The sequence below is a fragment of the Streptococcus infantis genome, from assembly GCF_047460685.1.
Lineage (GTDB): Bacteria > Bacillota > Bacilli > Lactobacillales > Streptococcaceae > Streptococcus > Streptococcus infantis_AD.
Genome location: NZ_JASHFS010000011.1, coordinates 1 through 14,479 on the forward strand (window position 1 = coordinate 1; position 14,479 = coordinate 14,479).

Consider the following 14,479-nt stretch of genomic DNA (forward strand, 5'->3'; position numbering starts at 1 on the left):
ACTCACCTGAGTACAATCCTATTGAGAAAACATGGGCCCATATCAAAAAGCATCTCAAAAAGGTATTGCCAAGTTGTAGTACTTTTTTCGAGGCTCTTTTGTCTTGTTCTTGTTTCAATTGACTATAGAAATTCAGAAAATAAAATAAATCTTGAAAATATCATTTATTCCATAAATATGATAAGATAAAGCTTGATATGAATGAAAATTGGAGATAGAGATGGCTAAAGAAGATGTGGCGATGCAAGTGTTGCAACAGGTAGTAAAACTTCCTGTAGTCAAAGTGAACCGATCAAAATTTTTAATGGACAAATTATCTAAGGAAGTGGCTTCAAAGGATATTCCTAGATTATTGGAAGAAGGGCCGACAGCTTTATTACCTCAGGAAACCTTAGATCGAGTGGCCAATGCCTGTATTAAAGATAATGTTTTACTAGCAAGTGGGACATCTGTTTTGGCTGGATTACCTGGCGGTCTTGCCATGGCGGTTACTATACCAGCAGATGTAGCCCAGTTTTACGCATTTTCACTGAAACTAGCTCAGGAGCTAGGCTATATTTACGGCTATGATGATCTTTGGGCTTCACGAAATGAATTGAGTGAAGAAGCCAAAAATACGCTCTTGCTCTATCTGGGAGTGATGTTGGGAGTAAATGGTGCGGGCGCTCTACTTCGTTCTGGTGGTGTTACAGTTGCTAAGCAAGTGATGAAAATTGTAAATAAAAAGGCTTTGACAAAGACTCTTTGGTATCCAATTTTGGAAAAAGTTCTGAAAATCTTTGGAGTGAATCTGACCAAGGGAGGATTGGCTAAGGGGATGGGAAAAGTTATTCCTATCTTAGGTGGAGTCCTATCAGGTGGTTTAACTTTTGCGACCATGAAACCCATGGGAGAAAGATTGCAAAAAGAATTGTCCAAATTGATTAACTACGATGAAGCACAATATCAAAGAGATGTTGCCACTATCCGAAAAGAAGTGGAAATCATAGAAGGAGATTGACATGGGGATCATAACAGTACTGGTCAAAACCTACGGTAATTATCTTCTTACAAGGCAAGCTTTAAAAGTTGCAGAAACCATAAAAAAAGATGAAAACATAGTCGTTAGTTTGGGAAAATTAGTTCTCGTAGATAAGCTTATGGATACAGCTACTTGGTTAATGAAGCCGGAGGATAAAGAATGAAATCTTTTTGGAGACTCTTCACTCTTCTTTTTATAACACCAATTGTTGGTTTGATAAAAATTCTCTGGTTTCTAATCTCTTTCGCCTTCCAATTACTGTTCTATAAGATTCTTTTCAAGATCATAGATTGGTTTTTCAAACTTCTCTGATGATCATGGTAAGGATAAGACTTTGAGGTTTTACTAGGAAAAGTCTATATAATTGGAAATAATGAAATTATACGAAATAAACTAGCAAGTCTTCTACTGCTAGTTTTTTAATCTTTGCCCTTGTGGTATAATAAAAAAGAAAAAACTGTTATAGAATATGATGGAGGTTATGATGGACAATATCATTGATGTATCTATTCCTGTTGCGGAAGTTGTGGACAAGCATCCAGAAGTTTTAGATATCCTAGTAGAACTCGGTTTTAAACCTCTTGCAAATCCTTTGATGCGAAATACAGTCGGACGAAAAGTATCGCTCAAACAGGGGTCTAAGCTGGAGGGGACTCCTATGGATAAGATTGTGCGTACACTTGAAGCAAATGGTTACGAAGTGATTGGAATAGACTAATGGCAGATGAACGTATTCATATCCTACGGGATATTTTATTAGAATTGCATAATGGAGCCTCTCCAGAGTCCGTTCAGGAGCGCTTTGATGCGACCTTTACTGGTGTATCAGCTATCGAGATTTCTCTCATGGAGCACGAGTTGATGAACTCTGACTCTGGCGTGACCTTTGAAGATGTCATGGAACTCTGTGATGTCCATGCCAATCTTTTTAAAAATGCTGTTAAGGGCGTAGAAGTTGAAGATACCGAGCATCCTGGTCACCCTGTACGAGTCTTTAAGGATGAAAATCTAGCCCTCCGTGCTGCCTTGATTCGTGTTCGAAGATTGTTAGACACATATGAGTCTATGGACGATGAGGAAATGCTGGCGGAGATGCGTAAGGGTTTGGTGCGTCAGATGGGGCTGGTTGGTCAATTTGATATTCACTACCAGCGCAAGGAAGAGCTCTTTTTTCCTATCATGGAACGTTATGGCCATGATTCACCTCCCAAAGTTATGTGGGGAGTGGATGATCAGATTAGGGATCTCTTTCAAACAGCTTTAGTGGCAGCTAAGTCGCTTCCAAAAGTGCCGATTTCCGCTGTAAAGGAAGCTTTTGAAGCTTTTGCGACAGAGTTTGAAAGTATGATATTTAAGGAAGAATCAATCCTTCTCATGATTCTGCTTGAATCCTTTACCCAGGATGACTGGATTCAGATTGCTGAGGAAAGTGATGCCTATGGATATGCTATTATCCGTCCGTCTGAGAAATGGGTTCCTGAATGTCAAAGTTTTGTTGAGGAGAAAAGTGTAGAAGAACCAACTCAGCCAGAAACTGTAGATGGACAAGTTCAGCAAGTGATCGATACACCAGAAGGTCAGTTTACTATCACCTTTACACCAAAGGAAAAGGAAGCAGTCCATGACCGTCATAGCCAGCAGGCTTTTGGCAATGGCTATCTCTCAGTTGAACAGGCGAATCTTATTCTTAATCATTTGCCGATGGAGATTACCTTTGTTAATAAGGATGATATCTTCCAGTATTATAATGACAATACACCAGCGGATGAAATGATTTTCAAGCGAACACCGTCTCAAGTTGGACGAAATGTCAAACTATGCCATCCACCAAAATATTTGGAGAAAGTTAAAGCGATTATGCAAGGTCTTCGTGAAGGGGTCAAGGACAAGTATGAGATGTGGTTTAAGTCTGAATCACGTGGAAAGTTTGTCTACATCACTTATGCTGCTGTACACGATGAAAATGGAGAATTTCAAGGTGTATTGGAGTATGTTCAGGATATCCAGCCTTACCGTGAGATTGATACAGATTACTATCGAGGAATAGAATAAGGAGAAACAATGAGTTACGAACAAGAATTTATGAAGGAATTTGAAGCCTGGGTTAATACCCAGATTATGATCAACGATATGGCTCTTAAGGAAAGTCAAAAGGTCTATGAAGAAGATCAAGATGAGCGCGCTAAAGATGCCATGATTCGCTATGAAAGCCGCTTAGATGCCTACCAGTTCTTACTAGGTAAATTTGAAAACTTCAAGGCAGGTAAGGGATTCCATGATTTACCAGAAGGTTTGTTTGGTGAGAGAAATTATTAATGTTTAGAAATTAGAAAGGGGAGTGGGACTCCCTTTTCATTGTTCCTTGAGCCTTTTTGTGTTACAATGTTAGCATGAAAACGAAAAATATTATTAAAACAGGTTTAGTTGTGGTAGGGCTTGGAGCTCTTGCTTTTGGTGCTAAGAAAGTCGCTGATGATCACAAACTCATGAAGAACCAGGAAGAGTTGTCAGCTATTGTGCGTGACTATTTCTCAGAAATGGGTGAGATTGGGACTCTCTATGTCCAAGTATACGAAAGTAGCCTAGAACGTCTTGTTGGTGGTGTCATTTTTGAAGATGGTCGTCACTATACCTTTGTCTACGAAGATGAAGATCTCATCTACGAGGAGGAAGTCTTATGATTTCTCCTAAGAGTATAGAAGAATTAGCAAATCTAGTAGAACAGGATGGCAAGAAGGTCTTCCTTTTTGTTACGGATTGGTGTGGTGATTGTCGCTATATCTATCCAGCTCTGCCAGAGATTGAAGAGACCAATTCAGAGTTTACCTTTATACGAGTAGACCGAGATGAGTACATGGAACTTGCAAAACTATGGGATGTATACGGGATTCCAAGTCTAATTGTCTTAGATAAGGACAAGGAGATTGGACGCTTTGTTAATCGTGACCGTAAAACCAAGGCACAAATAAACGACTTTTTAGCAGAATTAAAATAGGAGAAAAGAAAGAATGATTTTTACATATAACAAAGAACATGTCGGTGATGTCCTTATGGTCATCGTGAAAAACAGTGGCGATGCCAAACTAGATGTTGAACGTAAAGGCAATGTGGCGCGTGTTTTCCTAAAGGAAACAGGTGAAACTGTTGCTTGGAATATTTTTGAAGTTTCTAGCTTATTCGAAATTGAGGAACGTGGCCAAGTATTCTTGACAGACGACCAAGTAGCTCGTTTGAACCAAGAATTGCAAGCTCAAGATTTTACTGAAGAGATTATCAATGACAAGGAACCGAAATTTATCGTTGGTGAAATTGTCGAGATGGTGGCACATCCAGATAGTGATCACTTGAACATCTGTCAAGTTGCTGTTGGAAATGATAAGACAGTGCAAATCGTGGCAGGTGCTCCAAATGCGCGTCTTGGTTTAAAAACCATTGTAGCTCTTCCAGGAGCTATGATGCCAAAAGGCAATCTTATTTTCCCAGGGGAACTTCGTGGTGAAAAGAGTTTTGGGATGATGTGCAGTCCTCGTGAACTTGCCTTACCAAATGCTCCACAAAAACGTGGTGTTATTGAATTGTCCGAAGACCAAGTTGTTGGAACTCCATTCGATCCAGCTAAGCACTGGACTGCTTAGTCACTAAAAGTGATTTATAATCTTTGCTTGAGGGAAATAAGATGGCAAAAAATGTTGTGATAACAGGTGCAACATCAGGTATTGGTGAAGCAATTGCGCGTGCCTATCTAGAAAAAGGTGAGAATATCGTTCTCACAGGGCGTCGAACAGAAAGACTTGAAGCTCTCAAAACTGAGTTTGCAGAAGCCTTTCCAAATCAAAAAGTTTGGACTTTTCCTTTAGATGTTACGGATATGAGCATGGTTAAGACTGTCTGTTCAGATATTCTAAAAACTGTGGGTAAGATTGATATATTGGTTAATAACGCTGGACTTGCTTTAGGCTTAGCTCCCTATCAGGACTATGAAGAGTTGGATATGCTGACCATGCTGGATACCAATGTCAAGGGCTTGATGGCTGTTACTCGTTGTCTCTTGCCTTCTATGGTGACTGCAAATCAAGGCCATATCATAAATATGGGTTCAACCGCAGGTATTTACGCTTACGCTGGTGCAGCAGTCTATTCAGCAACCAAGGCTGCAGTCAAGACCTTTTCGGATGGACTACGGATTGATACCATTGCAACTGATATCAAGGTGACAACTATTCAGCCTGGTATTGTAGAGACTGACTTTTCTAAGGTCCGTTTCCATGGAGATGAGGAACGGGCTGCAACGGTCTATCAGGGGCTCGAAGCCTTGCAGGCACAAGACATCGCAGATGCTGTAGTTTATGTGACCAGTCAGCCACGTCGTGTGCAAATTACAGATATGACCATCATGGCCAATCAACAAGCAACTGGATTTATGATTCACAGAGATTAACATTATTTAAAAAAGTTACAAATTTTGTAACTTTTTTTGATTTCCTTCGAATAGATAAGTAGGAGGATGAAAAAATGTTTAATAAAATTATTCTTATTGGAAGAATCGTGGCAACACCAGAATTGCACAAAACCAACAATGACAAGTCCGTTGCACGAGCAACTATCGCAGTGAATCGTCGTTACAAAGACCAAAACGGGGAACGTGAAGCAGACTTCATCAATATTGTAGTCTGGGGCAAACTTGCTGAAACCTTGGCTAGTTATGGAAGCAAAGGTAGTCTTATTTCTGTGGATGGGGAACTTCGTACCCGTAAGTTTGAGAAGAATGGCCAGACCAACTATGTAACAGAAGTTCTCTGTACGGGTTTCCAACTCTTAGAAAGCCGTGCCCAACGTGCTATGCGTGAAAATAATGCTGGTCAAGACTTAGCAGATCTGGTTTTGGAAGAGGAGGAACTTCCATTCTAAAATGAAAAGAGTTTGAGAGTTTTCTCCAACTCTTTTTATGCTATAAATCAGACTTTTTTCTTGACTATTTTTGACCAAGTGATACAATAGAACTATGGTTTAGCACTCGTGTACAAAGAGTGCTAATAATATGATTGAATTATGGAGGAAAACAGATGTTGAAACCATTAGGAGACCGCGTGGTCTTGAAAATTGAAGAAAAAGAACAAACTGTTGGAGGCCTTGTCCTTGCAGGATCAGCCCAAGAAAAAACAAAAACAGCTACAGTAGTGGCTACAGGACAAGGTGTTCGTACCTTGAGCGGTGAGCTAGTCGCTCCAAGTGTAAAAGTTGGAGATCAAGTTTTAGTCGAAGCTCATGCAGGTATCGAGGTCAAAGATGGTGATGAAAAATATGTCATCGTTGGTGAAGCTAACATCTTAGCAATCGTTGAAGAATAAGAGGAGGAAATAAGTATGTCAAAAGAGATTAAATTTTCATCTGATGCGCGTTCAGCAATGGTCCGTGGTGTTGATATTCTAGCTGATACAGTTAAAGTAACCTTGGGTCCTAAAGGACGTAACGTCGTTCTTGAAAAATCATTTGGTTCACCATTGATTACCAATGACGGTGTAACCATCGCTAAAGAAATCGAACTAGAAGACCATTTTGAAAATATGGGTGCCAAATTGGTATCAGAAGTAGCTTCTAAAACCAATGATATCGCGGGTGACGGGACAACAACTGCAACAGTTTTGACCCAAGCTATTGTTCGTGAAGGGATCAAAAACGTTACAGCAGGAGCAAATCCAATCGGTATTCGTCGAGGGATTGAAGCAGCGGTTGCTACAGCTGTAGAAGCCTTGAAGAACAATGCCATTCCAGTATCAAGCAAGGAAGCTATTGCACAAGTCGCTGCCGTATCCTCTCGCTCTGAAAAAGTTGGTGAGTACATCTCTGAAGCCATGGAAAAAGTTGGTAAAGATGGAGTCATCACCATTGAAGAATCACGTGGTATGGAAACCGAGCTTGAAGTTGTAGAAGGAATGCAATTTGACCGTGGTTACCTCTCACAGTATATGGTGACTGATAATGAAAAAATGGTTGCAGACCTTGAAAATCCATACATTTTAATCACTGACAAGAAGATTTCAAATATCCAAGAAATATTGCCACTTCTAGAAAGTATCCTTCAAAGTAGCCGTCCGCTCTTGATTATTGCAGATGATGTTGATGGTGAAGCTCTGCCAACCCTTGTTTTGAACAAGATTCGTGGTACTTTCAACGTAGTTGCTGTTAAGGCACCAGGTTTCGGGGATCGTCGTAAAGCAATGTTGGAAGACATCGCAATTTTGACAGGTGGAACTGTTATCACAGAAGATCTTGGTCTTGAATTGAAAGATGCTACCATTGAAGCACTTGGTCAAGCAGCTAAAGTGTCTGTTGATAAAGATAGTACAGTCATTGTAGAAGGTGCAGGTAATCCTGAAGCAATTGCTAACCGTATTGCTGTCATCAAGTCACAAATTGAAACAACAACTTCAGAATTTGACCGTGAAAAACTCCAAGAACGCTTGGCTAAATTATCAGGTGGTGTAGCAGTTATTAAGGTCGGTGCTGCAACTGAAACTGAATTGAAAGAAATGAAACTCCGCATCGAAGATGCTCTCAATGCGACTCGCGCAGCTGTTGAAGAAGGAATCGTTGCAGGTGGTGGTACTGCCCTTGTTAATGTTATCTCTGCTGTTGCTTCCTTAGAGTTAGAAGGTGATGAAGCAACAGGACGCAACATTGTTCTTCGTGCCTTGGAAGAACCTGTACGTCAAATCGCTTACAATGCAGGTTATGAAGGTTCAATCGTTATTGATCGTTTGAAAAATGCAGAGCTTGGTACAGGCTTCAACGCTGCGACAGGTGAATGGGTGAACATGATTGAAGCAGGTATTATCGACCCTGTTAAGGTTAGCCGTTCAGCCCTTCAAAACGCAGCTTCAGTAGCTAGTCTTATCTTGACAACAGAAGCCGTTGTGGCCAACAAACCAGAACCTGTAGCACCAGCTCCAGCTATGGATCCATCAATGATGGGTGGTTACTAAGAAATAAAAATAACAGGTAGAAATGAGAATTTTCTACCTGTTTTTTAGACATTACTAAAAAAGCGGAAGCTCAGCTTCCTCTTTTTTTATCTGAAAATGTTATGGTTTGATAACTTCAGCTCCACCCATGTATGAACGAAGTACTTCTGGAATGGTCACAGAACCATCTTCGTTTTGATAGTTTTCAAGGATAGCAGCGACTGTACGTCCAACAGCAAGTCCAGAACCATTCAAAGTATGAAGAAGTTTAACCTTACCATCGGCTTCATCACGGTAACGGATTTGGGCACGACGAGCTTGGAAATCTTCTGTATTTGAACAGCTTGAGATTTCACGGTAGGTATTTTGCGCAGGGATCCATACTTCCAAGTCATAAGTCTTAGCAGCTGAGAAGCCCATGTCTCCTGTAGAAAGAGCAACTACGCGATATGGAAGGTTGAGTTTTTGAAGGATGTTTTCAGCGTTGGCTGTCATCTTTTCTAGTTCTTCGTATGACTCTTCAGGTTTGGCAAATTTCACCATTTCTACCTTGTGGAATTGGTGTAAACGAATCAAACCGCGAGTATCACGACCAGCTGAACCAGCTTCAGAACGGAATGATGGGCTCATAGCAGTAAAGTAGATTGGCAAGTCTTTTCCATCAAGAATTTCATCACGGTAGTAGTTGGTCAGAGGAACTTCAGCTGTAGGAATGAGGACGTAGTTCGTATCTTTCAATTCAAATGTATCTTCTTTGAATTTTGGATATTGTCCTGTACCAAACATAGAATCATGGTTAACCATATAAGGTGTGATGACTTCAGTGTAACCTTCTTTTCCATGCTCATCCAACATGAAGTTGTAGATAGCACGTTCCAAACGAGCCCCAAGTCCTTTATAGAAGAGGAAGCGCGCTCCAGTTACCTTTCCACCACGTTCCCAGTCAAGAATACCAAGATCTTCACCTAAATCCCAGTGGGCTTTTGGTTCAAAGTCGAACTCGCGAGGAGTTCCCCAACGGCGAACTTCTACGTTATCATCCTCGTCAGCACCAATAGGGACACTATCAGCTGGGATATTTGGAAGTGTAGTAGTAAATTCAGTCAATTTCGCATCGATTTCTGCCAATTCAGCATCAAGAGCTTTTACCTCGGCAGAGAGGGTTTGCATAGCTGCAATCTTATCGTCTGCATTTTCCTTGTTACGTTTAGCTTGGGCAATCTCAGCAGAAACTGTGTTACGTTCAGCCTTGAGGGTTTCAACCTTAACCAAGATGTCACGTCGTTTGGCATCGATTTCTTTCATCTCGTTCAAGATAGCAGCATCTACACCACGTGTAGCTAGTTTTTCTGCGACAGCATCAAAGTCTGTACGAATACGTTTGATATCTAACATATAAACTCCTTTATGAAAAAAGCACACCTGACAAAGCGTTGGAGTGGCAGGGCCACGGTTCCATCCAACTTCACAGGTGTGCACTTGATTCTGTATTTGATTTAAAACAACGGTAGAATTTCAATTAAATCTTCTATCTGCTCGCAGCACCCGCAGACTTTCTGAAAGAAGGAAGTAACCTACTTATCCGTTTCTATGATTATACTAAACTTTTTATTTTTTTGCAAATAGATTTTTAATTTTTCGGCCAATGATTTGGACTAAGGTAGGCAGTTTGACTACCTTGTCATTTCCCAGTTTTTCACGAGCAATCTTAAGAATTTTTCCAGAGTCTTTTGAGGCGAAGAGAAATTTTCCTTGATCTGTAAAGATTTCAAAATGCCGACTAACCTTGCGGCCTGAAACATTGGCTCCGATTTGGTTAACGCTGGACCATGGAATTTGAATATAGTCCTCGACATTTCGATCTGCGTAAAATTCTAGCGCATGATCTCCAACCAGAAATTTTCCAACCTTTCCTGTAATGGAGAGATAGGAAGTTCCAGTTGTTTGCAAGTCGACGACCTTGTTGAGGGATTGTGCCATGTTTAGTCTTCCTTATTTTCACCGAAAAATGCTTGGTAGAGAGCTTTAAGGGCGGCTTTTTCTTGGTCTTTATGGACAACAAACATGATAGAAACTTCACTAGAGCCTTGTGACATCATTTGGATGTTGATGTTGTTCTCAGATAAGGCACGAGTGGCTGTAGCAGTTACCCCGATATGACGCTTCATTTTTTCCCCAACAATCATAATGATAGAGAGGTCGTGTTCGATTTCAGCGTGGTCTACCTCTGCTTTTTGGACTAATTGACGAAGGATTTCTTCTTCCTTGATCGGCGTCAATTCTCGTGAACGTAAGATGATAGACAGGTCATCGATACCAGTTGGCATGTGTTCCCAACCAATATTAAGGTCCTCAAGGATCTGAAGAACTTTACGACCAAAACCGATTTCGCGGTTCATCAGATACTTAGACATATTAATGCTGACAAAGCCAGAATCACCAGCGATCCCAACAACTGGGAATTTGTCGCTGCTATGTTGTAGCACAATGCGAGTACCTGGGTGGTCTGGATTGTTGGTATTTTTAATGACAAGAGGAATTTTCCCACGGTAGGCTGGTAGAAGTGCTTCATCGTGTAGTACAGAGAATCCAGCATAGGCCAATTCACGCATTTCACGGTAGGTCAATTCAGGGATAGAGTGTGGCTTATGGATAATACCAGGGTGGGCTGCAAAGATTCCATCTACATCCGTAAAGTTTTCATAGAGGTCAGCCTTGACACCAGCAGCAATGATAGAACCAGTGATATCTGAACCCCCACGTGAGAAGGTACAAATTTGATCTTCTTTCGTAACACCGAAGAAACCAGGGATAACAAGAACTTCAGTTGAATTTGCCAATTCCTCGATTTTATCGTAACTTGATGGGATGATACGTGCATTTCCAGGTTCGCTCGTAACGACGATACCAGCTTCTCTAGGATGAACATAACGCGCCTCCAAGCCATTTTGGTTAAAGTAGGCTGCAATCAATTTGGCATTGTTGTTTTCCCCTGCAGCAAGGAAGGTATCGTAAAGAAACTTATTATCTTCAATTGGAAGAGTTGCAAGAGCACGGATGCTTTTTGAAATTTTGTCTAAAACGGCTGGTTTAAGACCTAATTCGCTAACCATGGCAGCATAGCGATCAATAATCCAGTTTTGGCTTTTGCTAATGTCATTTCCAGCTACATAGTCGCGGTAGTATTTAATCAAGGCATCTGTCACCTTGGTATCTTCCGAATCGCGTTTACCAGGGGCAGATACAACCACAAAACGACGTTCTGAGTCACTTTTGACAATATTTAAAACTTTTTCTAACTGACTAGCAGAGGCAAGCGAGCTTCCACCAAATTTTACAACCTTCATAAGAACTCCTAAAGTAAGTATTTTATACGATTATAGCAGAAAGAGGGGCTTTTTTCAATCTGGAAAATTTCCTATATAATTGTTTGAATGTCTCATCAGGAAAGCTTATAATAAAGGTGTAGGGGGAAAAACTCTTCTGATGAAAGGAGTTGGGAAAGATGATTAAAAGAGTGTTTTGTTTAATACTAGTCCTTACCTTCGTGATGAATCCTACAAATATAGGAGCAACTTCTCATCCTCTTCCCAGTGGTCGTTTGACCGGAGAAGAATTAGCGATGGAATATGCTCAGGAAGGTCAGATTTCAGTTGAGAGGGCTAAAATTCTCTTGTCTATCGGTTTGTCAGATAGTAAGGCAAGGACTTATCGAATTCTCTCTGAAAAGATTATCGTCAATCCTAACTATGAAGTTAGAATCAAGTTTTATTGTCGAACAGATGAAAGTGGACAATTTAGAGGAATCACGAAACTCTTAGCTACAAGTCTGGTCACCAAGGACGGGGATAAGGAAGCTCCTTTTACAGGAAATCTTTTTGCCTACCTTGAAGATCCAAATCGTGTTTTTTACATGGTTTCAGGAGAATTCTACCATAAGGGATCCAACCAAGAACAGCTCTATCAGAGAGAAGGAGGGCGAATGCTTGAAGTCATTTATGATTTCGTAGATGATACAAGTACTGGTTTTCCTGTATTTTTAGAGACCAAACTAAGATTTTAAAATCGGCTGAGACACTTTCGGTCGATTTTTCTCTTGTTTAAAAAGCTGGAAAAAGATATAATTTGAAAATAAAATAATTTAAATATCGTTGTAATTTGAAAGGAGTGGCTATGAATCATATTATCTATCAAGTTCAGGACGATCTAGCGATACTTACTCTGAATCGTCCCGAGGTAGCAAATGGTTTTCATATTCCTATGTGTCAGGAAATTTTAGAAGCCTTAGAATTAGCTGAAAAAGATAGTGCTGTTTCCTATATTCTCATCAATGCAAGAGGCAAAGTTTTTTCTGTCGGAGGGGACTTGGTAGAGATGAGACGAGCTATCGATGAGGATGATATTGCATCCTTGGCTCAGATTGCAGAATTAGTCAATGCCATTTCTTATAAAATAAAGCAAATTCCTAAGCCTGTCATCATGGAAGTAGACGGAGCAGTTGCTGGTGCAGCTGCCAATATGGCCTTGGCTGTTGACTTCTGTATTGCGTCGGACAAGGCTAAATTTATTCAAGCCTTTGTAGGCGTAGGCTTGGCTCCAGATGCGGGTGGTTTATTCTTGCTGACACGATCGCTAGGAGCGACTCGGGCAACGCAACTGGCTATGACCGGTGAAGCTTTTACAGCTGAGAAGGCTTTAGAAGCAGGAGCTGTCTATCGTCTGTGTGCTAGTGAGCAACTGGAAAAGACAAGAGAGCAACTATTGAAGAAGTTGAGAAGAGGCTCTACTAACTCTTACGCAGCCATTAAGAAATTGGTCTGGGAGAGCGAGTTTAAGCAGTGGCATGAATATGCCAAATTGGAACTGGAGCTACAGGAAACTCTATCTTATACCGAAGATTTTAAGGAAGGTGTTCGTGCACATTCTGAAAGAAGACGTCCAAAATTTTTGGGGAAATAATAAAATACTTGCGCAATTCTTTGAAGTTTGATATACTTTTTTTGTCAAATGTTTTGATAGTTAAACTTTTTGATGAGGGAGGGAAGAAAATTGGACTACCAACGGATCAATGACTATTTAACATCTATTTTTAATAACGTCCTGGTGATTGAGGAAGTGAGTTTGAGAGGTAGTCGTTTCAAGGATATCTCCATCAAGGAAATGCACACGATTGATGTGATTGGCAAGTTTCCAGATGTGACTCCAAGTCAAGTGTCCAAAGAGTTGATGGTAACTCTAGGAACCGTGACAACTAGCTTAAACAACTTGGAACGAAAAGGTTACATCGAACGCTTACGTTCAGATCAGGATCGTCGTGTAGTACATCTGCATTTGACCAAGAAAGGTCGACTCGTACATCGTCTCCATAAACGTTTCCACAAGGCCATGGTCGAAAGAATTATCGAGGGCATGAGCCCAGAGGAAATGGACGTCATGAGTAAAGGTTTGACCAATCTTTATCAATTTTTGGAGGATTTGAAATAATGGCTTTTGCAAAAATAAGCCAGGTTGCTCATTATGTACCAGAGCAGATTGTCACAAATGAGGATTTAGCTCAGGTTATGGATACGAGTGATGAATGGATTTCAAGTCGAACTGGGATTAAGGAACGTCGCATTTCTAAGACAGAATCAACAGGAGATTTGGCAACGGCAGTTGCAAAACAACTCCTAGAGAAGTCAGGGATTTCTGCTGAAGAGTTGGATTTTATCATCCTAGCTACGATGACACCTGACTCAATGATGCCTTCTACTGCAGCACGTGTACAGGCTCGTATTGGTGCTCGTAAGGCCTTTGCATTTGATCTAACTGCCGCTTGTAGTGGTTTCACCTTTGCCCTTTCAACTGCTGAGAAATTCATATCATCTGGACGATTTGGCAAGGGCTTGGTCATCGGTAGTGAAACTATGTCCAAAACCTTGGACTGGACAGATCGCTCAACAGCTGTCCTATTTGGAGATGGAGCTGGTGGCGTCTTGTTAGAAGCAAGCGATAAGCAACATTTCCTAGCGGAGAGTCTCAATAGCGATGGTTCACGTAGTGAGTGTTTGACCTATGGGCAGACAGGTTTGACTTCACCATTTTCAGTTCAAGAAAAGCCAGACGCTTTCTTGAAAATGGATGGCCGAGCAGTTTTTGACTTCGCAATTCGAGATGTTGCTAAGTCTATCAAAGAGACCATAGAGATGAGTCCTGTATCTGCAGAAGAACTAGACTATCTCCTGCTTCATCAGGCCAATAACCGTATCTTGGATAAGATGGCTAGAAAGATCGGTGTAGATCGTGATAAGCTTCCCGCAAATATGACCAAGTATGGAAATACTAGTGCGGCAAGTATTCCGATTCTACTTTCAGAGTGTGTAGAGGAAGGGCTCATTCGTTTGGATGGAAGCCAAAAAATTCTCTTGTCAGGCTTCGGCGGAGGTTTGACATGGGGCACGCTTATTGTTACAATTTAGGTAATCATGTGGTGAACACATTGTTATAAAAACTATTT

General features: G+C 40.9%; 19 protein-coding genes and 1 pseudogene. 17 read left to right on the forward strand and 3 right to left on the reverse strand.

Going from position 1 to position 14,479, the window contains the following annotated elements:
* From QM917_RS06305 to groL, 13 genes and pseudogenes are all read left to right on the forward strand, one after another.
* Positions 1-122 (forward strand): annotated as a pseudogene (locus QM917_RS06305) (IS630 family transposase); the annotation flags it as partial.
* Between the two features lie 98 nt (positions 123-220).
* Complete coding sequence (locus QM917_RS06310) at positions 221-1,000, forward strand: hypothetical protein (protein ID WP_414285276.1); 780 nt, start codon at positions 221-223, stop codon at positions 998-1,000.
* 1 nt (position 1,001) lies between these two features.
* Complete coding sequence (locus QM917_RS06315; protein ID WP_414276277.1) at positions 1,002-1,184, forward strand: hypothetical protein; 183 nt, start codon at positions 1,002-1,004, stop codon at positions 1,182-1,184.
* A 321-nt stretch (positions 1,185-1,505) separates the two neighbouring features.
* On the forward strand, positions 1,506-1,739 hold the full coding sequence (locus QM917_RS06320; protein WP_000368731.1) for a DUF1858 domain-containing protein: 234 nt from the start codon (positions 1,506-1,508) through the stop codon (positions 1,737-1,739).
* The gene (locus QM917_RS06325; protein WP_414285277.1) at positions 1,739-3,073 is read left to right on the forward strand and encodes a DUF438 domain-containing protein; all 1,335 of its coding nucleotides are present in this window, start codon (positions 1,739-1,741) and stop codon (positions 3,071-3,073) included. Before QM917_RS06320 ends, QM917_RS06325 begins: the two co-directional genes overlap by 1 nt.
* 9 nt (positions 3,074-3,082) lie before the next feature.
* A complete protein-coding gene (locus QM917_RS06330; protein WP_004251830.1) occupies positions 3,083-3,337 on the forward strand; it encodes a DUF1912 family protein in 255 nt (84 codons plus the stop codon).
* 74 nt (positions 3,338-3,411) lie between these two features.
* Positions 3,412-3,702 (forward strand): DUF4651 domain-containing protein, encoded by a 291-nt coding sequence (locus QM917_RS06335; RefSeq protein WP_414285278.1) that lies wholly within the window; start codon positions 3,412-3,414, stop codon positions 3,700-3,702.
* On the forward strand, positions 3,699-4,016 hold the full coding sequence (locus QM917_RS06340) for a thioredoxin family protein (RefSeq protein WP_075232010.1): 318 nt from the start codon (positions 3,699-3,701) through the stop codon (positions 4,014-4,016). The genes QM917_RS06335 and QM917_RS06340 overlap by 4 nt, the downstream gene beginning before the upstream one ends.
* A 13-nt stretch (positions 4,017-4,029) precedes the next feature.
* On the forward strand, positions 4,030-4,656 hold the full coding sequence (ytpR, locus tag QM917_RS06345) for a YtpR family tRNA-binding protein (RefSeq protein WP_075232011.1): 627 nt from the start codon (positions 4,030-4,032) through the stop codon (positions 4,654-4,656).
* A 41-nt stretch (positions 4,657-4,697) separates the two neighbouring features.
* A complete protein-coding gene (locus tag QM917_RS06350) occupies positions 4,698-5,459 on the forward strand; it encodes an SDR family NAD(P)-dependent oxidoreductase (protein ID WP_414285279.1) in 762 nt (253 codons plus the stop codon).
* Between the two features lie 74 nt (positions 5,460-5,533).
* A complete protein-coding gene (locus QM917_RS06355; protein ID WP_049508919.1) occupies positions 5,534-5,929 on the forward strand; it encodes a single-stranded DNA-binding protein in 396 nt (131 codons plus the stop codon).
* Positions 5,930-6,084: 155 nt separating this feature from the next.
* A complete protein-coding gene (groES, locus tag QM917_RS06360) occupies positions 6,085-6,369 on the forward strand; it encodes a co-chaperone GroES (RefSeq protein ID WP_075232013.1) in 285 nt (94 codons plus the stop codon).
* 15 nt (positions 6,370-6,384) lie between these two features.
* On the forward strand, positions 6,385-8,004 hold the full coding sequence (gene groL, locus QM917_RS06365) for a chaperonin GroEL (RefSeq protein WP_075232014.1): 1,620 nt from the start codon (positions 6,385-6,387) through the stop codon (positions 8,002-8,004).
* Between the two features lie 99 nt (positions 8,005-8,103).
* Here groL and serS read toward each other — a convergent pair whose 3' ends face one another.
* The 3 genes from serS to QM917_RS06380 form a co-directional block, all read right to left on the reverse strand.
* Positions 8,104-9,378 carry a serine--tRNA ligase gene (gene serS / locus QM917_RS06370; RefSeq protein ID WP_281335167.1) on the reverse strand — a complete coding sequence of 425 codons (1,275 nt, stop codon included), beginning with the start codon at positions 9,376-9,378 and terminating at the stop codon, positions 8,104-8,106.
* Positions 9,379-9,591: 213 nt separating this feature from the next.
* Positions 9,592-9,963: a DUF956 family protein gene (locus QM917_RS06375; protein ID WP_371559048.1), complete on the reverse strand. Its 372-nt coding sequence runs from the start codon at positions 9,961-9,963 to the stop codon at positions 9,592-9,594.
* A 2-nt stretch (positions 9,964-9,965) separates the two neighbouring features.
* Positions 9,966-11,330: an aspartate kinase gene (locus tag QM917_RS06380; protein ID WP_414285280.1), complete on the reverse strand. Its 1,365-nt coding sequence runs from the start codon at positions 11,328-11,330 to the stop codon at positions 9,966-9,968.
* Between the two features lie 158 nt (positions 11,331-11,488).
* On the opposite strand from QM917_RS06380, the gene QM917_RS06385 reads away from it, so the two are divergent.
* The 4 genes from QM917_RS06385 to QM917_RS06400 all read left to right on the forward strand — a co-directional run bounded on the left by QM917_RS06385 (position 11,489) and on the right by QM917_RS06400 (position 14,441).
* Complete coding sequence (locus QM917_RS06385; RefSeq protein WP_414285281.1) at positions 11,489-12,046, forward strand: hypothetical protein; 558 nt, start codon at positions 11,489-11,491, stop codon at positions 12,044-12,046.
* Positions 12,047-12,156: 110 nt separating this feature from the next.
* Entirely contained in the window at positions 12,157-12,942 is a 786-nt protein-coding gene (locus QM917_RS06390; RefSeq protein ID WP_414285282.1) for an enoyl-CoA hydratase, read from the forward strand.
* A gap of 90 nt (positions 12,943-13,032) precedes the next feature.
* Positions 13,033-13,467, forward strand: coding sequence for a MarR family winged helix-turn-helix transcriptional regulator (locus QM917_RS06395; RefSeq protein WP_000386343.1), 435 nt, complete (start codon positions 13,033-13,035; stop codon positions 13,465-13,467).
* Positions 13,467-14,441, forward strand: a complete 975-nt coding sequence (locus QM917_RS06400; protein ID WP_414285283.1) for a beta-ketoacyl-ACP synthase III — start codon at positions 13,467-13,469, stop codon at positions 14,439-14,441. Before QM917_RS06395 ends, QM917_RS06400 begins: the two co-directional genes overlap by 1 nt.
* Positions 14,442-14,479 lie beyond the last annotated feature (38 nt).